Below are 20580 nucleotides of genomic sequence, written 5' to 3'. Positions count from 1 at the left end.
CCTCGAGACCTTTTTCGCCCCCGCCGCCCTTACCCGTTCCCATCCCTGGGGGCTGCGCCCCCAGACCCCCCTTTCGGCCTGAACGGCCTCGTCCTCAAACGCCGGACGGGCTGGGGTGCCTGAGGCCGGCCTCCTCCTCCAACCCCGGACAGGCTGGGGGTGCCTGAGGCCGGCCTTGTCCTCAGACGCCGGACGGGCTAAAAGGCGCCGGACGGGCTGAAAGGTCACCTCCCCGTGCGGATCAGCCCCGTCAGATACCGCCACAGCGACGACCGCTGTCGGGCGGACGGATCCGGCAGGTCCGGCTCCGGCGATGGTGTTGCCTGGTCGTAGGCCAGGCGTCGTTCGGGGGCCATCGGGGCGAGTTCGTACCGCACGGGCAGTGATCGCAGGCCGCGCATGAACGGTGAGGAGCGCCAGGGGAGTTGGTCGACCGGGAGGGCCAGGTCCAGGTGGGTGAAGCGTTCGAAGAGGCGGTCCACTCCGACCGCAGCGACCGTCGACGCGAGTTCGCGCGCCGGGCACTGGCGTGGGCCCGCGCCCCAGGACAGATGGGCCCGGGTGCTGACCGTGGTGCTCGGGCACACGTTCTTCGCGAAGAGCGGGTCGGCGTGGGCCGCCGCGGCGGAGACCCACACCGGGTCGCCCGCCCGGATCGTGTAGTTGCCCAGCGGGGTGTCCTTCGCGGCGAAGCGGGGCACGAAGTTGACCAGTGGCGGCTTGCGCATGACCACCCGGTTCATGGTCTCCTTCACCATCCCGGCGGACAGGCTGGCCCGCACGCTGCCCTCGCCCGAGATGACCTCGACCACCGTGTTGGATATGAGGATGCCGACGTGGTCGGAGGTCATGCCCAGCAGCATGAACAGTTCGCGGGCCAGTTCGTCGATCGAGAGCCCGGGGTGCGCGGCCAGCAGGTAGGAGGGGAAGTCGTCCCCTGGCCTGTCCAGTTTCGCCGCCGCCAGTTCGGCCAGTGTCGCCAGCAGCCGTTCCAGGGCGGGTTCCGCGTCCGGGCCGGCGTCCAGTACCCGCCACATGTCCATCAGCGCGTCGTCGCCCTGTGAACCGGGGATACCGAGCAGATGGCTGGCCACCATCAGCGGCAGCGGCCGGGAGAACTGGGCGGACAGGTCCGCGAGGCCCGTGGTGCCGCCCTGCCCCATGAGGGTGATCAGCTCGTCCGCGTAGGCGGTGACGGCCCTCTTCAGGCGCCTCGCCTGGGGGTGGCCGGGATCCTGGAACGGCTTCAGCGCGATGTCCCACGCGGCCCGCAGCGGCCGGTATCCGGGGCCGCCCTGGATCAGCACATGGTTGACCTCCAGGGACGGTCCGAGCGGCCAGTCGGACGGCACACGGCCCTCCGAGCGGGCCCGCCAGTTCTCCAGCCCCTTCGGCCAGCCGTCGTCGTCCTGGAGGACCTGGAGCGACTCCTGGTAGCCCAGGACCAGCCAGGCGGGTACGCCCAGCAGGTCGACCGGTGCGACCGGGCCGTGCCGCTGCCTCAGCCGTTCGTACACGAGCGAGGGGCGCGTCTCGTAGTCCCTGGTCAGCAACGGTTCAGGTGACATCTCCTCCAACCGTGCGCCGTCCAGGTCCACGGATCCGCCGTCGCCCCACTGGGATTCCATCGTCGCGTCGCCCCTCCAACACTCCCCGTACCGGCTTACGTTCAGCCGGTAGTTGGAAACGCTGGGACCCTATCGCAGGGCGTACGGCGCGGTAACAACGGGGCCGCAACCCAGAGTTGCGGCCCCACCCAGTCCCACCCGGTCCCGCCAGTCTCAGGCCGCCGTGTAGCCCAACTGACGTCTCATGTACGGCGTCATGAGGGTCTTGGCCTTCGCCAGGGTGGCCGTGCGGCCGCCGAGGACCGCGGTCTCGCCGCCGGGCACGGGCACCATGGTCACCCCGTCGGCGGGGCCGAACGGCACGACCAGCGGGGTGCGGTGGACCGGCCGGTAGAAGCGGGGCTGTCTGCGGTGCCTGCCCGAACTCTGCAGGTAGGAGCGGATGTTGTGGACGGCGAGGTCCGCCTGGGCGAGCGCCATGGGAGTGATCTTGAGTTCGGTGACGTCGTTGACGTCCCCGACCGCGAACACGTCCGGCCGCCCGTCGACCCGGAGCGTCCGGTCGACCTTCACATGCCCGGAGGCGTTCAGCCAGTCGCTGTGCCCGGCCATGCGCAGCCAGAAGGTGTTGGGGGTGGTGCCCGTGGCCCAGAAGGAGCGGTCGGCGGCGATGATGTTCCCGCGTGCGTCGCGGTAGGTGCCGAAGTCGTTGCCGGGCGACATGAACGAGTCGAGCAGCACCTCCACGTCGTGGGACTCCAGCCAGGCGCGGGCCTTGCGTCCGGCTCGTTCGCTGCCCGTGGCGTGCAGCAGCGCCGGCCCGGAGTGGGCGAGGGTGACCCGGGCGTCCGGCCGGGCGAGGCGTATCTCGGCGCTCAGCTCGACACCGGAGGGCCCGCCGCCGACGACGAGGACATGGTCCGCGGCGGCGATGTGCCGCTGGTGCCCGGCGAACGACTCGGCCGCCTCCTCGACGGTGGTCCCGGTGAAACGGGCCGGTTCGGGGTAGTCGGCGCCGGTGGCGATCACCACCACGTCGTACGGGAGGCGCTCGCCCGTGCCAAGCACCACCTCCCGCTCGGCCGTTTCGACCCGGACCGCCTTGCCCACGACGACACGGCCGTGGCGCAGCAGCCGGTCGTACGGGATGAACGGGGCGACCGTCCACTCCGGGTGGACGCCGGCCCGCAGGGAGGCAATACGGTGGAAGAAGACCTCCTTGCGGTCCACCAGCGTGACCCGCGCCGTCTCGTCCAACCGTCTCGCCAGCCGTACGCCGGCATAGCCACCGCCGATCACCACTACGTCGCCGTCACGCACGCGAGTCTCCTGTGCCTGGTGGGGGGAGCGAGTACCGCGCGATGGGTGGACTCCGGCGGCCACTCGACTGCCCCGAGCGTAGCGCTTGAAACTTAAAGATCCGATGTGTTTGTGTGTGCATTTCGTGAAGCAGTGCGACCGTAGTACTCCGGAGGTATGTCCATGCTGGCTTCCTGGTACGACGAGCAGGGCCCCGCCGCCGACGTGCTGCACGTCGGTGAACTCCCCGACCCCGAGCCCGGCCCCGGCGAGGTCCGCGTCCGCGTGACCGTCTCCGGCGTCAACCCCGGCGACACCAAGAAGCGGCGCGGCTGGCTCGGCTCCTCCATGCCCTACCCCCGCGTGATCCCGCACAGCGACGCCGCCGGGGTCGTCGACCGAGTCGGCGACGGGGTCGACGCCCGCCGCGTGGGGCAGCGGGTCTGGGTGTACGGCGCCCAGTCCTACCGCGCGTCCGGCACCGCCGCCCAGTACACCGTCGTACCCGATCAGCAGGCCGTCCCGCTGCCCGACCACCTCGGCGACGAACTCGGCGCGAGCCTCGGCATCCCCGGAATCACCGCCCACCGCGCGGTGTTCGCCGACGGCCCGGTCGACGGGCGGCTCGTCCTCGTGCACGGGGTGCTCGGCGGTGTCGGCTCCCTCGCCGCCCAACTCGCCCGCTGGGGCGGGGCCGTTGTCATCGGCACCGTCCGCCGCACCGGCGATCTGGACCACGTGGACCCGGCCGTCGTCTCCCACGCCGTCGCCCTGGACACCGCCGACCCGGCCGCGGCCATCCGCGCCCACGCACCCGGCGGCGTGCACCGCGTCGTCGAGGTGTCCCTGTCCGCCAACGCCGACCTCGACAACGCCGTCACCGCACCCGACGCCGTCATCGCCGCCTACGGCACCCACACCGACCGCACCGAACTCCCCTTCTGGCCAATGCTGTTCAACAACATCACCCTGCGCCTGCTCGGCAGCGACGACTTCCCCGCCGACGCCAGACGGCAGGCCGCCCGCGATCTCACCGCGGCGGCAGCGGTCGGCGCCCTCACCGTCGACATCGGCGACCGCTACCCACTCACCGACATCGCCAAGGCCCACGAACGGGTCGACGCGGGCACACGCGGCCGAGTGCTGATCACCGTCGCCAACTGACAGGCAGCAAACGTTCACATTTGAGCCCTCCCGCACCCGAGTTCGGCATACATATGGTGATCTCGTGAACGCACCTTTGTCGCCTCCACGGGACTCCACGGGACTCCACGGATCTCGACGAGTCTCGACGAACAGAAGGGTTCAACCAGGTGAGCTTCAGAGTCCAGCCGACCGCTCAGGTCGACGAGGCGGCCACGGTCGGCGACGGAACGACGGTCTGGGATCTGGCGCAGATCCGGGAGGACGCCCGACTGGGCGCCGGATGCATCATCGGCCGGGGGGCGTATGTCGGCCCGGGGGTGCGGATCGGCGACAACGTGAAGCTTCAGAACTATGCACTCGTGTACGAACCCGCGGTGCTCGAGGACGGCGTGTTCGTCGGCCCGGCGGCAGTCCTCACCAACGACTACTTCCCCCGATCGGTCGACCCCCAGGGCAAGTTGAAGCGCGGCGACGACTGGACAGCCGTGGCGGTGGTGGTCGCCGAGGGGGCGTCACTGGGAGCCCGTTCGGTGTGCGTGGCGCCGGTGCGCGTCGGCCGATGGGCCCTGGTCGCGGCGGGTGCCGTGGTGACCAAGGACGTGCCGGACTTCGCGCTCGTGGCCGGTGTTCCGGCGCGCCGGATCGGCTGGGTCGGCCGGGCCGGCGTACGGCTGGTCGAACGGGACGGCGAGCCGGGCGTGTGGAAGTGCCCCGAGACGGGTGGGCTGTTCGACGAGAAGGACGGCCAACTCATCGAGCGCGCATGACGCCTGTTTCCCGTGTTTCCCACAAAACGCAAATCTTCGAACATCCTCAGGCATAACATGTGTGCGAACTATGCAGACCTAGCACAATGAGCACACGAAACCAGTACCCAGGGGGGGTTACGGGGTAGGGACAGCTGTGCCCGAAGCGAGGAGCCAGGACCGCTCCGACGCGTGATGTCTGACGTCTGCCTTCCGCCGTGCGGCCCTTGGCGCCGCGGCGATCACCAGGCTGTTCAAAAGCAGAGGACCCACAGGGGGGTTGGTGTGCCCAAACGATGACCACAACACGTCTGGCGGCGCTCGGTCGTGACGAGCCGCCGCTGCTCCCGCTCGCCCAACGGCTCCTCGCCGTCGCCGAGTCGGGGCTCCCGTCGATGCTCCTCCCCGGCGGCGAGGGCTTCGTCTTCACCATGTCCGGGCGGCAAACCCCGGACGGTTCCTGGACGTTGGAGCGGCGCGGGACCAGCACCCGGTACGCGGCCATCACCGTGCTGGGCGCCCGCTTTCTCCCCGAGGACCGTCAGCGTGCGGTGCTCGGCGGGCACACGGCCCAGGAGTTCACGGGTCTGCTCGTCGAGTCGCTGCCCGCTGTGACCAACCTCGGTGACGCGGCGCTCATCGCCTGGGCCGCCGCCGAGACCGAGCACCCCAAACTCTCCGACGCCCTCGCGCGGGTCGACGCCCTGGACGAGGAGGGCCGGCCGCAGTACACCGTGGAGGCCGCCTGGGTGCTGTCCGCACTCGCGGCGGCTCGCGACACGGTCGACGTGGAGAGACGTTTCTCCGCAGCTCGTGACCGGCTGCTGCGGGCCCGGATCGGCGACAGCCCGCTGTTCCCGCACGCCACGGGGCCCGGTCTGGTGCCCTGGTACCGGGCGCATGTGAGCTGCTTCGCCGACCAGACGTACCCGCTCCAGGCCCTGGCCCGCGCACACGCCAGCGCCGAACAGGGCGGCGACCCCGAGGCGTTGGCCGCGTCCGAGGCCTGCGCGGCGCGCATCTGCGAGCTGCAGGGCGACGGCGGGCAGTGGTGGTGGCACTACGACGCGCGCACCGGTGGTGTCGTGGAGGGCTACCCGGTCTACAGCGTCCACCAGCACGCGATGGCGCCGACCGCCCTGTTCGACCTGACCGACGCCGGCGGCAGCGACTTCGGCGCGGCGATCCGCAAGGGCCTGCGCTGGATGACCGACGTACCCGAACTGGCCGTCGGCCACGAGGAGTCGATGATCCGCGAGGAGCTCGGCGTCACGTGGCGCAAGGTCTACCGGGGTGACCCGAAGAAGGCCGTACGCGCGGCCCGGGGCCTCGGCACCCGAGTCGCTCCGAACCTCCGGCTGAAGTCCCTGGACCGGGTGTACCGCCCGGTCTCCGTGGACCGCGAATGCCGGCCGTACGAGTTCGGCTGGATGCTGCACGCCTGGCTGGGGGGCCTCAAATGAGCAAGCGTCAGACGATGTTCGGGGTCGAGCTGGACCCGCTGACCATGGACGAGACCGTCGAGCGCTGCCTCGAAGCGGTGCGGGACGGCAGGCAGTTGGAGATCGGCGTGGTCAACGCCGCGAAGCTGGTGAACATGCGGCGGGACCCGCGCCTCGCCGACGCCGTGTCCGGCTGTGACCTCGTCCTCGCCGACGGACAGGCCGTGGTCTGGGCCGGCCGGATCCTGCGCGCCCCGCTGCCGGAACGGGTGGCCGGCATCGACCTGTTCCTGCGCCTGCTGGCCGAGGCGGAGTCGGCGGGCATGTCGGTGTACTTCCTCGGCGCCAAGGAGGAGGTGCTGGAGGAGATGCTGCGCCGGGTGGCCGACCGCTTCCCCGGACTGAAGGTCGCGGGCAGCCGCAACGGCTACTTCGACGACTCCCAGCAGGAGGCCATCGCGGGCGATATCGCGGACAGCGGTGCCCAGATGCTCTTCCTTGGCATGACCTCGCCGAAAAAGGAGATCTTCACCGCCGCGTACGGCGCCCGTACCGGCGCCCGCGTCGTGCACGGGGTCGGCGGCTCCTTCGACATCCTCGCCGGGATCACCAAGCGGGCCCCCGAGTCCTGGCAGCGGTGGGGGGTCGAGTGGCTCTACCGCGCGCTGCAGGAACCGCGCCGCCTGGGCCGCCGCTACCTCACCACCAACGTGGCCTTCGTCCTCATGACGGCGCGGGAGCTGATCCGGCTCACCCCGTCGCCCGCTTCCGCGAACAGGAGCAACTGATGCGCGTCGTCGTGGTCGGACAGGGATACGTCGGTCTGCCGCTGGCCATCCGCGCCGCCGAGGTCGGACACGAGGTGGTCGGGTACGACGTCGACTCCCGGCGGGTCAAGAGCCTCGCCGCCGGTGAGTCCTTCGTCGAGGACGTCTCCTCCGAGCGGATCCGCGCGGCACTGGACGCCGGCTCGTACCGCCCGAGCGAGTCGGCGCGCGACTGCGGCGGTTTCGACATCGCCGTGGTGACCGTGCCGACCCCGCTGCACGAGGGCACTCCCGACCTCCGCTACATCAAGGACTCGGCGGTCACCCTCGCCCGCTATCTGCGCCCGGGAGCCACGGTCGTCCTGGAGTCGACCACGTATCCCGGCACGACCCAGGAGCTGTTCGCGCCGATCCTGGAGGACGGCTCGGGTCTCACCGCGGGCACCGACTTCCACCTCGGGTACAGCCCGGAGCGGATCGACCCCGGAAACGCCGTCTGGGGTTTCAAGGAGACCCCGAAGGTCGTCTCCGGCGTAAATGAGGCGTCCCTGAAGGCCGTTCAGGACTTCTACGCCCAACTCGTCGACACCACCGTGCCGGTGAGTTCGCCGAAGGAGGCCGAACTCGCCAAGCTGCTGGAGAACACCTTCCGGCACGTCAACATCGCGCTGGTCAACGAGATCGCGATGTTCGCGCACCATCTGGACATCGACGTCTGGCAGGCCATCGACGCCGCCTCCACCAAGCCCTTCGGCTTCATGAGGTTCACGCCCGGTCCGGGCGTCGGCGGGCACTGCCTGCCGATCGACCCCTCGTACCTGTCCTGGCGGGTGCAGCGCGAACTCGGCCAGAGCTTCCGCTTCGTGGAGCTGGCCAACGACATCAACAACCACATGCCCGAGTACGTGGCGAGACGCATCAGCGACCTCTTCAACGAGAGACGCCGTTCCGTGAACGGCTCGCGCATCCTGCTGCTCGGTCTGGCGTACAAGAAGAACACCGGTGACGCCCGCGAGTCGCCCGCCCTGCGCATCGCCCAACTCCTGCTCGACATGGGCGCCCAGGTCAGGGCGGCCGACCCGCACGTCGTCGAGAGCCTGCCCGTGGACACCCGGTTGGTACGGGTCGAACCGGTGCCGGAGGAACTGGCGGCCGCCGATGTGGTGGTCCTGCTCACCGACCACGACAGCTTCGACTACGAACTCGTCGCCGAACACGCCCCCTTCGTCCTCGACTGCCGTCGCCGGCTGTCGTCGGGCTCCACTGTCGAGGTGCTCTGACCCATGCGAGTCGTCTGCGTCGCCGGGGCCCGCCCCAACTACATGAAGATCAAGCCGGTGATGGACGCCCTGGAACGCCGGGGCGCCGAGGTGGTCCTCGTCCACACCGGTCAGCACTACGACCCGGCCATGAACGACGTGTTCTTCGCCGACCTCGGCATCCGTCCGCCCGACCGCTTCCTCGGGGTCGGTTCGGGCTCCCACGCCGAGCAGACCGGACGCGTGATGACCGCGTTCGAGCCACTGCTCGGCGAGGTGGCCCCGGACATCGTCGTCGTGGTCGGCGACATCAACTCCACGCTGGCCTGCGCCCTGGTCACCGCCAAGGCGGGCCCGCTTCTCGCCCATGTCGAGGCCGGGCTGCGCAGCCGTGACTGGAGCATGCCGGAGGAGGTCAACCGCGTCGCCACCGACCGGGTCAGCGACTATCTGCTGGCCCCCTCGCCCGACGCCGTCGAGAACCTGCGCGCCGAGGGCTACCGGGACGACCAGATCCACCTGGTCGGCAACGTCATGATCGACACGCTGCTGGTCAACCTGGAGCGGGCCAGGGCCTCGGACGTCCTCGACCGGTACGGGCTGTCCAGGGGCGAGTACGGCCTGGTCACGCTTCACCGTCCCGCCAATGTGGACGACCCTGAAGTCCTCTCCGGACTCCTGAAGGCCCTGGGGGAGATCGCCGGCCGCCTCCCGCTCGTGCTGCCCGTGCATCCGCGCGCGGCGGACAAGCTGGCGGAGATCGGTGTTCCCGGCGGCATCAGGCTCGTACCGCCCGCCGGATACCTGGACTTCATCGCCCTGCAGGACTCCGCCCGGGTCGTGCTGACCGACTCCGGCGGAATCCAGGAGGAGACCACCGCGCTGGGCGTGCCCTGTGTGACGCTGCGGGACAACACCGAGCGGCCGATCACCGTCGAGCAGGGCACCAATGTGCTGGCGGGCCGGGATCCGGAGCGGATCGTGTCCACCGTGAACCGGGTGCTGGACGATCCGCCCGCGCCGCGCAGGCCCGAGCTGTGGGACGGCCGGGCGAGCGACCGTATCGCCGATGTGCTGCTGGCGGGGGGCACGGCGAGCACCCGGCCGAGACCGACCGACCAGCCGAGACCCGAGGACCGAACGTTCCCCATATGATCCGCTTGAAATACACGCTCGTCGAACGTTTGCTCACAGAACGTTTGGTCGCAAGGGGGGACCGCCATGGATCTCGCTGAGATCTTCCGGGTCATGCGCAGGCGCTGGTACGTTCTGCTGCCCGGACTGCTGCTGACCGGCGGTCTGATCGCCGCCGTGGTGCTGTTGGTCCCGGTCACCTACCAGTCGCAGAGCACGGTGGTCCTTCTCAACTCCGAGAAGGCCACCCGTGCCTACGACGGCAACCCCTTCCTCAGCACCCAGACGTCGCTCACCGGCATGGCCGACAGCCTGGCCCGCAATCTCAACTCCGATGTCTCCGTCCGGGAGCTCAAGTCCCGTGGTGCCACCGGTACGTTCGAGGCCAAGCTCGCCGACAACGCCCAGGGGCCGCTGATGTGGCTCACCGTCACCGGCACCGACAAGTCCGCCGTCCTGGCCTCGGACCGCATCCTGACCACGTACGCGAAGGACCGACTGGAGCAGTTCCAGGAGCAGCAGTCGGTCGCCCCGCAGGCCATGATCCGGGTGACGACGATCGTGGCCCCGCAGCCGCCGGTCGCGCAGACGAAGACCCGGCTCCAGTACATGATCATGGCCGGGGGGCTGGGCCTGGTGCTGAGCCTGGTCGCCGTCTTCTATGTGGAGGCGCGCCGCCGGTCGCATCCGCCGGCGCGACCGGAAGAGCCCGCGGAGCCGGACGAGACCCCCGAGTCCACCACCGATACAGCCAGTTCAGCCGATTCAACCGACTCGACCGACTCCCCCGTCGCCGCCCCCCGGTCGGCGTCCGAGGAGTCGGTCGCGGAACAGACGATCGCTCTGCGCACACCGCCCGCCTGGGCGCGGTCCGCCGGGAAGAGGTCTGCCGCGGAACCGCGGGCAGGGCGGTCCGCCACGGCCGTGGCACCCGCCGCCGAGCCGCTCGACGAGGAGCCGACCAGTGGACAGCGTTCGCACACCGGACAGCGGGACCGCTGAGCCGGGCGACACCCCCGCTCCCGCGGCCGCCGTCTCCCTCGGCGGGAAGGTCCGTTCGGCGGCCCGTTGGAGCCTGATCAACACCGTTGTCATGCGCCTGGGCAACTTCGCGACCGGCATCGTGCTGGCCCGCTTCGCCCTGGGCCCCGCGGAGTGGGGCGTGTACGGCATCGCGCAGACCGTGCTGCTGGTCCTGCTGTCCGCGAACGAGCTGGGCGTGGGCCTGGCCATCGTGCGCTGGGAGGGCGACGCACGGCGGTTCGCGCCGACCGTACTGACCCTCAGTGTCCTCTCCAGCGGTCTGCTGTACGTGGCGCTGTTCGCGGCGGCACCGACGGTCGCGAGCCTGCTCGGCTCGCCGGACGCCGCGGGCGTACTGCGGGTGATGTGCCTGTGCGTGGTGATCGACGGGGTGGCACAGGTGCCCGCGAACTTCCTCACCCGGGAGTTCGCCCAGGGCAAGCGGATGATCATCGACGCGCTCAACTTCCTGCTCAGTACGTCGGTGACGCTGATGCTGGCCTTCGAGGGCTGGGGCGCGATGAGCTTCGCCGTGGGGGCCGTGGCGGGCAACGTCGTGACGCTGATCGGCTGCGCGCTGGCGGCGCCGGGCACCCTGAAGTTCGGCTGGAACCCCGAACAGGCCCGGGCGCTGCTCCGGTTCGGGCTTCCGCTGGCGGGGGCGAGCATGCTGGCCCTCGCGGTGGTCAACGTCGACACGATGGTGGTGGGCGCGACTCTGGGCAATGTCGCCCTGGGTTTCTACGTCCTCGCCTTCAACATCTCCGGCTGGCCCGTGCGGATCATCTCCGAGGCCGCCCGCCGGGTCTCCTTCGCCGGTTTCTCCCGGCTGGCCGAGTCACCGGAGGCGCTCGCCCAGGGCTTCAGCCGCGCCCTGGGTGTGGTGATCACGGCCACCGTCCCGGCGTGCGTCCTGCTGGCGGGCCTCGCTGGTCCCGCCGTCCAGCTGATCTACGGGAGTGAGTGGGCGCCCGCCGCCGCGGCCCTGCCCTGGCTGATGGCCCTGGGCCTGATCAGGATCGGCAGCGAACTCGCGTACGACTGTCTGGTCGCGATCGGACAGCGGCGGTCGCTCTTCCTGGTGCAGGGCCTGTGGCTGGTCGCACTGATCCCGGTGCTCCTCGTAGGCGCCCACCTGAACGGCATCGTCGGAGCCTCGCAGGCCCATGTCCTGGTCGCGGGCGGCCTGGTGGTGCCCGTGTTCCTGTTCGCCCTCAGGCGGGGCGGCATCGGGGTCGGCCGGATCGCGCGGGCGTGTGCGTGGCCCTTCCTCGGCGGAGCCGTGATGGCCGTGATCGTCGTCGGCCTGAAGCACCTGTTCGGCGACGGCCCGCTCGCGTTCCTCTCCATCAGCACCGTCTCCCTGGCCGGTTACGCGCTGTGCGTCCTGCCCAGCCGTGACTTCCTGCGCGGTGTCGCGCGCGAGGACCGGTCCCACGGCGGCCCGTCCGGGTCCGCCGCACCTGTTCGGCCCACCCAACAGGACTTGAGGTGAACCTGATGTCACCGCACATCAGCCGGAACTCCCTCGCGGGACTGCTGCTCGCCGCCCTGCTGGCGGTCCTGGGCGTGGCCTGCTCGGGCTCGTCGGACGAGTCCGCGTCGGCGGACTGCACGGACGACGCGCCGACCTGCCGTACGAGCGGGCCCCCGGCGTCACCGAGCACCGGCCCGCCGACGACAGCGAGCCCATCGACCGCGACCGGTGAGGCGACGGATCGCCCCACCGCCTCGCCGTCCCCGACTAAGAAGCCCACCCCGACGGCCAGGCCCACCGCGACCGCGGGCACCGGCGGCGCGTCCGGCGCACCGGCCGCCAGGGCCAACTGCGCGTCCCCCGGCGACTGCGGCTTCCCCGACGCCGACACCACCGGCCCGCGGACCGCCCTCAAGCCCAACAAGGCCGGGTACTGGGCCATCCGTACCGACGGGCTCGTCATCCGGGGCCAGGACATCACCGGCTCGCTCGACATCTACGCGAACAACGTCACCGTCATCGACACCAAGATCACGTCGGACAACTGGTGGGGCATCAACCTGCGCCCCGGATTCAGCGGCCTGAAAGTCCTGCACTCGGAGATCACGGCCGTGCCCGGCAAGGGTCCTGACAACGGCGGTGTGGACTACGCGGTGTCGAACATGGGCGGCAGTTCCATCGAGGTCGGCTGGTGCGACGTCTCGGTGTTCGGCGACGCCCTGTCCATGGGGCAGGGGAATCTGCACGACAACTACGTGCACGACATCGAACCGTTCATCAACCTGGGCGGAGAGTGGCAGCACACCAACACGGTGATCAGCGGCGGCGGCAACACCGGCCATCTGATCATCCGCCACAACACCCTGCTCAACGCGACCAGCCTCAAGCAGGGTGCCTCGGGCAGCATCGGCCTGTTCGCGGACACCGGGATCGTCCGCAACGTCACGGTGGACGACAACTGGATAGCCGGGGGCGCGTACGCCCTGTACGGCGGCAGCACCGGCGCAACCGGGATCAGGGTCACCGACAACATCTTCTCCACGGAGTACCACCCCGCCTCCGGTGGATACGGGGTGGTCGCCCACTGGAACGCGGGCGGCGCCGGGAACGTGTGGCGGAACAACCGGATGTCCGACGGCCGTCTGGTCAAGCCGGAGCCGGCCTCGTGAGCGGCGTCGGCGTCGTGACGCGCCGGGTCGCGCGGGCGCCCTGGACACTGCTGAAGGCGTTGTTCGGCTGGCTGGTGCTCTTCGAGGCCAGGAACAAGGTCCTGCTGGCTCCAACTGCGGTGCGGCTGCGCCGGTTCGAGGACGTCGAGATCCGGCGGCTGGCCCGTTTCCTGTCGTCACCGCCCTCGGCGCTCGTCGCCACGGTGATCGCCACCCACCGGCGTCCCGAGGCGCTGTGTGCCGCGGTGCGCTCGGCCCTGGACCAGACCGTCCGCGACCAGGTCGTGATCGTCGTCGACGACGGCGCCGGACTGCCCGAACTCCCCGCCGACCCAAGGCTGTTCGCCGTCTCCCTGGCACAGAACACCGGCGTGGCGGGCGTCGTGCGCAATGTGGGCATCCGCCTCACTCGCTCTCGGTACGTGGCGTTCCTGGACGACGACAACCTGTGGGAACCCGACCATCTGGAACGGGCGTTGGCGGTCCTGGATGCCTCCGAGGATTCGGATGGGTCCGACAGACCCGACGGCGTCTACACAGCACTGCGCCGCGTCCTGCCCGACGGCAGCGAGCAGGACGTCCTGTCGGTGCCCTACGACCGGCGCCGCGCCGCGCGCGAGGCCTTCCTGGACACCAACGCCTTTGTCGCCCGCCGCAATCGCTCCCTGCACTTCAGCCGGCTGCGCCGGACACCGGAGGTACTCCCCCGCGAGGACTGGGAGTTGATCCGCCGGTACGGCCGCCGGTACCGGGTGCTCCATGTGCCGCACCCGACCGTCCGATACCTGATGAACCCGGCCAGCTTCTACACCCAATGGCGCCGGCCCAGTTGAGGCTTTCCTGCTTCCTCTGAGGATTGCCTGCTCCCTTAATTCCGCTCCGACCACAGGTGGTTGATCCCGTGACCCGATCCCGCGCCCTCAGGAACAAGTTCGTCGACGCGCCCGGTTCGCTGGGAGAACGCATGCGCATCGCCCGCTGGGAGCGGTTCCGGCGCTGCTTCCCCGGCATCGAGAACATGAGCGTCGTGGACCTGGGCGGCACGGCCGAGATGTGGCTGCGCGCGCCGGTGCGCGCCAAGCACGTCCACCTGATCAATCTGGCGGAGCATCCCGCCGAACTGCCCGACTGGATCACGGCGGAGGTCGCCGACGTCACCGACACGGAGGTCGCCGCCGAGCTGAGCGCCAAGGGCGGCTACGACCTGGTGTTCTCCAACTCGACCATCGAGCACGTGGGTGGGCACAGTCAGCGGCGGAAGTTCGTCGCCGCCGTCGAGCAACTGGCGCCACTGCACTGGATCCAGACGCCGTACCGCTACTTCCCCGTCGAGCCGCACTTCGTGGCGCCCGGCTTCCAGTTCCTGCCGCTGGCCGCGAGGGCGCGTCTCGTACGGCGTTGGCCGCTTGTCCACAGCCGTCCCGACAGTCCCGAGTCGGCGATGGACGCGGTGATCAACATCGAACTGCTCACCCGTACCGAAATGCGCTACCTGTTCCCCGGATCGGCCCTTCTCAGCGAGCGGGTGCTCGGCGCCCCGAAGTCGCTCATAGCCGTAAGAACGGAGCCAGCATGCTGAACAACCTGATCAACAGACACGACGCGGACCGCCTGTTGCGCAAGGTACGGCGGCTCGAACTCGACCCGGTGCTCGCCAAGTTGCGGGTGCGCGGCGGTGCGCGGGTGGTCCAGCACTGGTCCCAGGTGGACCCGTCGCTGACCGAGTGGTGGGCGATACCGGCGGTCGTGAGGCGCTGGAACCTGCTGATGACCGGCGATGCGGATATTTCATTTCCCTCGTACGTGGCCGGCAAGCATTTCGCGCCGCGCACCGATCTGCGCGGTCTGTCGCTGGGATGCGGGACCGGCGGGAACGAGCTGCTCTGGGCGAGGACCGGTGCGTTCGGTCTGCTGGAGGGCGTGGACGTGGCGCAGCAGCGGATCGACTTCGCGACCCGCGCCGCCGCCGAGAACGGCCTCTCCGACGTGCTGCGGTTCCGAGTCACCGACGTGAATCAGATGGCTGCCGACGGAGAGCGCTTCGATGTGCTGCTGGGGCTGCAGTCGCTGCACCACTTCGACAACCTCGACGAGACGTTGCCCCGGCTGGCGAGGCTGATCTCGCCCGGCGGGACGTTCGTCGTCGACGAGTTCGTCGGGCCCACGCGGTTCCAGTGGACCGATGGGCAGCTGGCGGCGGCGAACGAGCTGTTGGCTCAACTGCCCGAGGAGCGGCGGCGGTTGCCCGACGGGCGTATCAAGCGGCGTGTCGTTCGGCCCAGCAGGCTGTCCATGGTGCTGGACGATCCGTCCGAAGCGGTTGATGCGGCGGCGTTGTTGCCCGGGCTGCGGCGGCATTTCGATGTCGTCGAGGAACGGCCGTACGGGGGGACGGTGTTGCATATCGCGTTCTCTGGGATCGCGCACAACTTTCTTGACCAGGAGCCTCATACGCTGGCGCTGCTGGAAAAGTGCTTTGCTGCGGAGGACTCGGTGCTTGCTGATGTGGGGCACGATTTCGTGGCGATGGTGTGTCGGGCTCGGGGTGCCGACTAAGGGGGTGCCTCGCGATGTTGTCGGTCGGCTGTCGCGCCGTTGTGGCTGGTCGCGCAGTTCCCCGCGCCCCTAAAGGCCCATCACGGGCCCGGCGTTCCTCGCAAAGCGCCCGGTCTTGCCAAGGCCGCTGCTGCCGCTCGGGCCGCCGGGCGGCCCAGCGCCGCTCGTGAGGTTTCTCGGAGGAGGACTGCCGTGCGGAACGCGGCCGTTGCGATGGGGCCGTGGCGTTTGCGGTACAGGCGGACTCTGTTGAGGGTGAGGAGGGTCCAGAGGTGGGGGGACACCTGGGAGTCGCCTCCCAGGTGTATGGCCTTGGCTGTCGGCTCCAGTTGGGTGGCGTAGCCGCGGTCGCGTGCGCGCAGGCAGTACTCCGTCTCCTCCGAGTAGAGGAAGAAGGACTCGTCCCAGGGACCGCACGTGGTCAGGCAGTCCCCCGATATCGCCATGAGCGCGCCCGTCGCCCAGTCCGCACGCGTGGGGCGCCGGTATGCGGTGGGGTCGGTGACCAGCTCGCTCAGGGCCGGGAAGCGGCCGGCCCTGGTGTTGCCGATCAGCGCCTCGCCCAGGGCCCGGAGCACGCTCGACTCGCGGCGCAGTGAGTGGTGGGGCGTGTCCTTGTCCTCTTCGTACAGGAGGGGTACGGCGATTCCGACCCCCTCGCCGAGGCTGTCGACGAGGCGTTTGGCGCAGCCCTCGCGCATGCGGATGTCGGGGTTGCAGATGAGGGCGGCCCCGTATTCGCCGGCCGCGCCCAGCGCCGCGTTCACGCCGGCCGCGTAACCGGCGTTGCGGCCTGTCTGGACGACCGTGGCGTCCGGGGCGAGGGCTCGGAGCACGTCCACCGTGTCGTCGGCGGAGTCGTTGTCCGCGACGACGAGTCGCCAGTCCAGGCCTGCCATGCCCTCGGGGAGTGCGGCCAGGAAGCCCGGGAGTACGGCGGCGCTGTTCCAGGTGACGACGATGACGGCGACGGGGCTCATCGGGACTCCACGAGTTGGGGGAGTTTGACTTCGGCTTCGGATGTCTTACGGCCTTCGGGTACTGGGATCTCGGCCGCGATCGCCGCCTCTGCCGCCGCTGCCGCCTCTCGGCGGATGAAGCCCAGGTAGCTGCCGCCCGCCCCCAGGGTCAGGAAGAACATCCCGGCGTACATGGGGAAGCTCAGCGCGTCGAAGGTGGCACTGATGACCAGGGCGACCAGGGCGGAGGCGAGGAACGCCTGGCCCAGTTCCCGGTCCGAGTCCGTGCGGGCGAGGCGGCGGATGGCGCCGCCGGTGTGGATCCCGGTCACGAACAGGGCGAGCAGGGCGACGAGGCCCACGATGCCCATCTCGGCCAGGGTCAGCATGTACTGGTTGTCCGTGAAGAAGTACAGGTCGGGGGTGAAGGTCCCGAATCCCCGGCCGAACCAGGGGCGTTCCTCCAGGTAGGGGACGATCGCGCTGTACTTCACGGTGCGTGCCTGGGTGCTGCTGTCGGAGCCGGCCAGGAAGCTGGCGAACAGGTTGGTGATGGTTCCGATCAGCCCGGGGATGATCACCTTGAAGCCGGCCACCGAGCCCAGGATGATCCCGATAGCGGCCCAGCGGCGCTGCGGCTTCCAGCGGGGCACCATCACCAGGATCACGATGAAGGCGCCGATGATGGACGTCCTCGACACCGTCAGCGGCAGGGCGCCCGCCATGATCGCCACCGGGGCCCAGCGGCGCAGGGCGCCGGCGTGACGGCGTACCGGGTCGAACGCCTGGTGGACGGCGAAGGGGACCAGGATGGCGAGCATCCCGCCGAACTCCAGCGGGTGGGAGGTGGTGGAGCGCGGCCGGGTGAACGAGCCTCGGTCCATGGCGCTGATCCCGGCGGTGCTCGACTGGAGGCCGGGGATGTGGATGGAGTCGGCGACGTTGGTCGCGGCGAAGAAGTCGTAGTAGCCGATCAGGGCGACGACCGTGCCCAGGACGACGAGCCGGCGCATCAGGGTCTCCAGGCGGCTGCGCTCCTGGATGCCCGCCGACACCAGCACCACCAGGGCCACCCACACCCCGAGCCCGATCAGGCCCCGGTCGGCCCCGAGGACCTCCGCGTGCGAGCTGTCGCGGGTCGCGTCCGCGACGTACGACAGGAGCACCGCCCCGGCGAGCACGCACATCGTGATGCGCGGCAGCCTGGTGCCCTCGGCCGGGCGGATGCGGCCGCCGAGCCAGGTGGCGAGGTACCAGAGAAGTCCCAGCAGGGCGAAGACGTTGGCCGGGGTGCCGACGCCGCCGAGCGCGGGCAGGGTGAGGTTCGACGGGACGAAGAAGGCCAGCACCAGATAGCCGCTGAGGATCGTCGTGGCGTCCAGGCGCCGGGTCAGCAGGCCTCTGGGGGCGCGCTCGGGGGGCTTGGATCGATGGCGTCGGGGAAGGTAGCCGGCCTGGGCGCGGCCCCGGCGCCGGACCACGGCGACGCCCTCGGCGAGGATGGACAGCAGGAACGCGCTGACCATCCCGACGATGAGGACGGCCGCGATGTTCTGGTAGCGGGCCTTCGACTCCGAGACCGGTGTCTGCGGGAGAACGACCGGCGCGGCCTGCACGAAGTAGTCCGCCGGTACCTTCGACGCGGCCTGCAGGGCCTTGAGCTGCTCGGCGGTGAACTTGGTGAGGGTGGCGGTCTCCCGCAGCACCTTCGCCCGGTCGGTGCCGGTGACGCTGAGGGTGAGCAGCGGGCTGTCGGCCTCCGGGGCGAACCCGGCCGTGTACCGGTCGGTGACGCCTCGGGAGCGCAACTCCTTGGCGGAGTCGCTCGATTGGAGCGCCCTGATCAGTACGTCGGCCGTGACGACCAGTGAACCGCCCGCGTTCGAGATGGGGTTGCCGAAGGTCGGCGCCAGATCGGACACCGCCGTGGAGTCGAGCAGGGTGACGGAGCTCTGCGACTGGTAGGAGACGGGGATGGTCCGGTACAGGTATCCGCCCGTGAGGAGACTGAGCACGGTGAGGGGCACCATGAAGTACCAGCGCCTGCACATGATCGCCCAGAGGTCGCCAAGGCTCATGAGTACTCCCCCCGGCCCGGTGCTGCGGTACCGGAGGTCCGGGCTCGGGCACAGCATAGGCCTCGTGATGTGGTGGCGAACTGCCGCGGGGCCTGCGAGGATCGGGACCGACGGAAGGAATCCCTGTGTCGCCTCGTGACGTCGCCGAAGCGCTGCTCCGCCGCTGGTACGTACTGGTGCTCGCGCTCCTGCTGACGGCCGCCGGGGCCTATCCGGTGATCCGCCCCGCCCCGCAGTTCCTGAGTTCCGCGGTGGTCGTCCTCAAGCCGCCGGTGACAGGGAACCAGCCGAATCAGCTGACGAATCTCCAGCCGCCGCTCGCCACCCTCTCGTACGGCGTCATCCAGCAGCTCGAATCGCCGACCGGGCGCAAGGAGTTGGCGTCCGCCGGTGTCGACGGGACGTACCAGCTGATCCCCCGCAACAGCGGCACCAGCGCGACGCCCGCCTATCTCATCCCCTCGTTGCAGGTGCAGGCACGGGCGGGCAACCCCGACGAGGCCAATACGGCGGTCCGCCGGATCATCGACGTCTACGCCGAGCATGTGTCGGACCTCCAGGCCGCGCAGGAGATCTCGGCGGGAGCCCGGATCAGTTCCTCCGTGCTGGTCGCGCCGAGCGCCGCCCAGATGCAGGGCACCAAGAGCCGCGCCCTGGCCGGTACGGCCCTGCTGGGCGGGTTCGCCGGGATCCTGAGCGCACTGTGGTTCGACCAGTACGCGCTGCGCCGCCGGAACAGGAAGGGCGGCTCCCCGGACCCGCGTCCGTACGCGGGTGCGGTGCCCGTGGCCAACTGAGCCGGGCAGCGACAGCGCGTACCTCGTGGAGCGTTCGCGCATCAGATGCCGCGACGCTTCCAGGACCGCCACCACAGCCATTCCCGCCCGCGATCGACGAAGGCCGACCACACCAGCGGCTGGAGATACGGCATCAGGCCGGCGCCGATGCGCTGCCGCCGGTACAGCGCCTGGTACTCGGGCAGGGAGGTGAACCCGGGACGGCACTCCGCGGCGAAGGCGACGAGGTCGTCGACCGGGACGACGTCGGTGCGCCCCCGGTCGTAGGCGCGGTAGGCGCGGCGCAGGGCATAGCGGGCGAGCCGGGTGTGCACCAGGTCGGCCAACTGCTCGGCCTGCGGGAGCAGATCGGCGCACTTGGCGAGGACGGAGTCGAAGGCGACCAGGCGCTGACGGAGGTCGTCGAGCTGGCCGCCGAAGTCGGTGGTCGACATGTTGTTGCCGTGGACGCGATAGAAGGCCTGGTCGGCGCCGCTGATGTAGCCGACGTCGGCGCGGGCGGCGAGCCTCATCCACATCTCGATGTCGCCGGCGTGGGGCAGTGCGGGGTCGTAGCCGCCGACCTCACGCTGGAGGCTGGTGCGGACGACGACCTCGGGCGAGGTGATGCAGCCGGTGCCCTCGCGGAAGCGGCGCTCCAGCCACCAGTGCCCGGGGTAGACGACCGAACCGGTGCTCTGCGTACGGGCCTTGGGCAGCGGGCCGCCATGCTGGAAGCGCAGGGGGCGGCCGTAGGCGAAGCCCGCCTCGGGGTGGGCGTCGAGGAGTGCGGCGGCCCGTACGAGTGCGCCGGGGACCAGTCGGTCGTCGGCGGAGAGGAGTGCGACGTAGTCTCCGTCGGCCCACTCCAGGAGGCCCTCGTTGTAGGTGGCGATGTGGCCCTTGTTGGTCTCGTGGACGCGGACCTCGATGCGCGGGTCGGCGGCGGCCAGTTTGTGCGCGATCTCCGCCGAGTCGTCGGGCGAGGCGTCGTCGATGATGAGTACCCGGACGTCAACGCCGTCCTGCTCGTCCAGGACGCTGCTCACGCAGTCGGCGAGGAAATGGCCGTACTTGTAGCAGGGGATGACAACACTGACGCTGCTCATCGGTGGGAAGGCCAATCCCCGGCGGGTGGCGGCCCACCGGGTGAGGGAGGGCAGCCGCGCGGGGGTGTGGGT

Annotated in this window: 18 protein-coding genes; 13 read left to right on the top strand and 5 right to left on the bottom strand. The window is 70.1% G+C overall.

Annotated elements, in window-relative coordinates; translation table 11 throughout:
- Window positions 1–224: 224 nt before the first annotated feature.
- Together ACWCRB_RS41695 and ACWCRB_RS41690 are read right to left on the bottom strand one after the other, a co-directional pair.
- Complete coding sequence (locus ACWCRB_RS41695; protein WP_451001048.1) at window positions 225–1628, bottom strand: cytochrome P450; 1404 nt, start codon at window positions 1626–1628, stop codon at window positions 225–227.
- Between the two features lie 153 nt (window positions 1629–1781).
- On the bottom strand, window positions 1782–2888 hold the full coding sequence (locus ACWCRB_RS41690) for an NAD(P)/FAD-dependent oxidoreductase (protein WP_451001047.1): 1107 nt from the start codon (window positions 2886–2888) through the stop codon (window positions 1782–1784).
- 162 nt (window positions 2889–3050) lie between these two features.
- Here ACWCRB_RS41690 and ACWCRB_RS41685 point away from each other — a divergent pair, with 162 nt between their 5' ends.
- The 12 genes from ACWCRB_RS41685 to ACWCRB_RS41630 all read left to right on the top strand — a co-directional run bounded on the left by ACWCRB_RS41685 (window position 3051) and on the right by ACWCRB_RS41630 (window position 15586).
- A complete protein-coding gene (locus tag ACWCRB_RS41685) occupies window positions 3051–4031 on the top strand; it encodes an NADPH:quinone reductase (protein ID WP_451001049.1) in 981 nt (326 codons plus the stop codon).
- 149 nt (window positions 4032–4180) lie between these two features.
- Complete coding sequence (locus ACWCRB_RS41680) at window positions 4181–4780, top strand: acyltransferase (RefSeq protein ID WP_451001046.1); 600 nt, start codon at window positions 4181–4183, stop codon at window positions 4778–4780.
- A 275-nt stretch (window positions 4781–5055) separates the two neighbouring features.
- Window positions 5056–6222: a hypothetical protein gene (locus tag ACWCRB_RS41675; RefSeq protein ID WP_451001045.1), complete on the top strand. Its 1167-nt coding sequence runs from the start codon at window positions 5056–5058 to the stop codon at window positions 6220–6222.
- Complete coding sequence (locus tag ACWCRB_RS41670) at window positions 6219–6989, top strand: WecB/TagA/CpsF family glycosyltransferase (protein WP_451001044.1); 771 nt, start codon at window positions 6219–6221, stop codon at window positions 6987–6989. Before ACWCRB_RS41675 ends, ACWCRB_RS41670 begins: the two co-directional genes overlap by 4 nt.
- The gene (locus ACWCRB_RS41665; RefSeq protein ID WP_451001043.1) at window positions 6989–8248 is read left to right on the top strand and encodes a nucleotide sugar dehydrogenase; all 1260 of its coding nucleotides are present in this window, start codon (window positions 6989–6991) and stop codon (window positions 8246–8248) included. The genes ACWCRB_RS41670 and ACWCRB_RS41665 overlap by 1 nt, the downstream gene beginning before the upstream one ends.
- Before the next feature lie 3 nt (window positions 8249–8251).
- Window positions 8252–9382 carry a non-hydrolyzing UDP-N-acetylglucosamine 2-epimerase gene (gene wecB, locus ACWCRB_RS41660; RefSeq protein ID WP_451001042.1) on the top strand — a complete coding sequence of 377 codons (1131 nt, stop codon included), beginning with the start codon at window positions 8252–8254 and terminating at the stop codon, window positions 9380–9382.
- Between the two features lie 66 nt (window positions 9383–9448).
- A complete protein-coding gene (locus ACWCRB_RS41655) occupies window positions 9449–10363 on the top strand; it encodes a chain length determinant protein (protein WP_451001041.1) in 915 nt (304 codons plus the stop codon).
- The gene (locus ACWCRB_RS41650) at window positions 10326–11879 is read left to right on the top strand and encodes an oligosaccharide flippase family protein (protein ID WP_451001040.1); all 1554 of its coding nucleotides are present in this window, start codon (window positions 10326–10328) and stop codon (window positions 11877–11879) included. The genes ACWCRB_RS41655 and ACWCRB_RS41650 overlap by 38 nt, the downstream gene beginning before the upstream one ends.
- Before the next feature lie 5 nt (window positions 11880–11884).
- Window positions 11885–13030 (top strand): hypothetical protein, encoded by a 1146-nt coding sequence (locus ACWCRB_RS41645; protein WP_451001039.1) that lies wholly within the window; start codon window positions 11885–11887, stop codon window positions 13028–13030.
- Complete coding sequence (locus tag ACWCRB_RS41640; protein WP_451001038.1) at window positions 13027–13863, top strand: glycosyltransferase family 2 protein; 837 nt, start codon at window positions 13027–13029, stop codon at window positions 13861–13863. Before ACWCRB_RS41645 ends, ACWCRB_RS41640 begins: the two co-directional genes overlap by 4 nt.
- A 68-nt stretch (window positions 13864–13931) precedes the next feature.
- Entirely contained in the window at window positions 13932–14609 is a 678-nt protein-coding gene (locus ACWCRB_RS41635) for a class I SAM-dependent methyltransferase (RefSeq protein WP_451001037.1), read from the top strand.
- The gene (locus ACWCRB_RS41630) at window positions 14603–15586 is read left to right on the top strand and encodes a class I SAM-dependent methyltransferase (RefSeq protein ID WP_451001036.1); all 984 of its coding nucleotides are present in this window, start codon (window positions 14603–14605) and stop codon (window positions 15584–15586) included. Before ACWCRB_RS41635 ends, ACWCRB_RS41630 begins: the two co-directional genes overlap by 7 nt.
- 80 nt (window positions 15587–15666) lie before the next feature.
- Here ACWCRB_RS41630 and ACWCRB_RS41625 read toward each other — a convergent pair whose 3' ends face one another.
- Window positions 15667–16566, bottom strand: a complete 900-nt coding sequence (locus tag ACWCRB_RS41625; RefSeq protein WP_451001035.1) for a glycosyltransferase family 2 protein — start codon at window positions 16564–16566, stop codon at window positions 15667–15669.
- Window positions 16563–18623: an O-antigen ligase family protein gene (locus ACWCRB_RS41620; RefSeq protein ID WP_451001034.1), complete on the bottom strand. Its 2061-nt coding sequence runs from the start codon at window positions 18621–18623 to the stop codon at window positions 16563–16565. The genes ACWCRB_RS41625 and ACWCRB_RS41620 overlap by 4 nt, the downstream gene beginning before the upstream one ends.
- Window positions 18624–18748: 125 nt before the next feature.
- On the opposite strand from ACWCRB_RS41620, the gene ACWCRB_RS41615 reads away from it, so the two are divergent.
- A complete protein-coding gene (locus ACWCRB_RS41615; RefSeq protein WP_451001033.1) occupies window positions 18749–19420 on the top strand; it encodes a hypothetical protein in 672 nt (223 codons plus the stop codon).
- A 41-nt stretch (window positions 19421–19461) separates the two neighbouring features.
- Here ACWCRB_RS41615 and ACWCRB_RS41610 read toward each other — a convergent pair.
- On the bottom strand, window positions 19462–20580 hold a 1119-nt coding region (locus ACWCRB_RS41610), incomplete at its 5' end, for a glycosyltransferase family 2 protein (protein WP_451001032.1).

This window comes from Streptomyces sp. NPDC002156 (assembly GCF_053593675.1).
This window is presented reverse-complemented; position numbering and strand designations above follow the sequence as displayed.

What these genes read in the sequence shown, in the direction of transcription:
- ACWCRB_RS41620 (WP_451001034.1), bottom strand. Translation starts at nt 18,623, where the DNA reads ATGAGCCTTGGCGACCTCTGGGCGATCATGTGCAGGCGCTGGTACTTC.
- ACWCRB_RS41655 (WP_451001041.1), top strand. Translation starts at nt 9,449, where the DNA reads ATGGATCTCGCTGAGATCTTCCGGGTCATGCGCAGGCGCTGGTACGTT.
- ACWCRB_RS41625 (WP_451001035.1), bottom strand. Translation starts at nt 16,566, where the DNA reads ATGAGCCCCGTCGCCGTCATCGTCGTCACCTGGAACAGCGCCGCCGTA.
- ACWCRB_RS41665 (WP_451001043.1), top strand. Translation starts at nt 6,989, where the DNA reads ATGCGCGTCGTCGTGGTCGGACAGGGATACGTCGGTCTGCCGCTGGCC.
- ACWCRB_RS41630 (WP_451001036.1), top strand. Translation starts at nt 14,603, where the DNA reads ATGCTGAACAACCTGATCAACAGACACGACGCGGACCGCCTGTTGCGC.
- ACWCRB_RS41645 (WP_451001039.1), top strand. Translation starts at nt 11,885, where the DNA reads ATGTCACCGCACATCAGCCGGAACTCCCTCGCGGGACTGCTGCTCGCC.
- ACWCRB_RS41670 (WP_451001044.1), top strand. Translation starts at nt 6,219, where the DNA reads ATGAGCAAGCGTCAGACGATGTTCGGGGTCGAGCTGGACCCGCTGACC.
- ACWCRB_RS41675 (WP_451001045.1), top strand. Translation starts at nt 5,056, where the DNA reads ATGACCACAACACGTCTGGCGGCGCTCGGTCGTGACGAGCCGCCGCTG.
- ACWCRB_RS41695 (WP_451001048.1), bottom strand. Translation starts at nt 1,628, where the DNA reads ATGGAATCCCAGTGGGGCGACGGCGGATCCGTGGACCTGGACGGCGCA.
- ACWCRB_RS41685 (WP_451001049.1), top strand. Translation starts at nt 3,051, where the DNA reads ATGCTGGCTTCCTGGTACGACGAGCAGGGCCCCGCCGCCGACGTGCTG.
- wecB (WP_451001042.1), top strand. Translation starts at nt 8,252, where the DNA reads ATGCGAGTCGTCTGCGTCGCCGGGGCCCGCCCCAACTACATGAAGATC.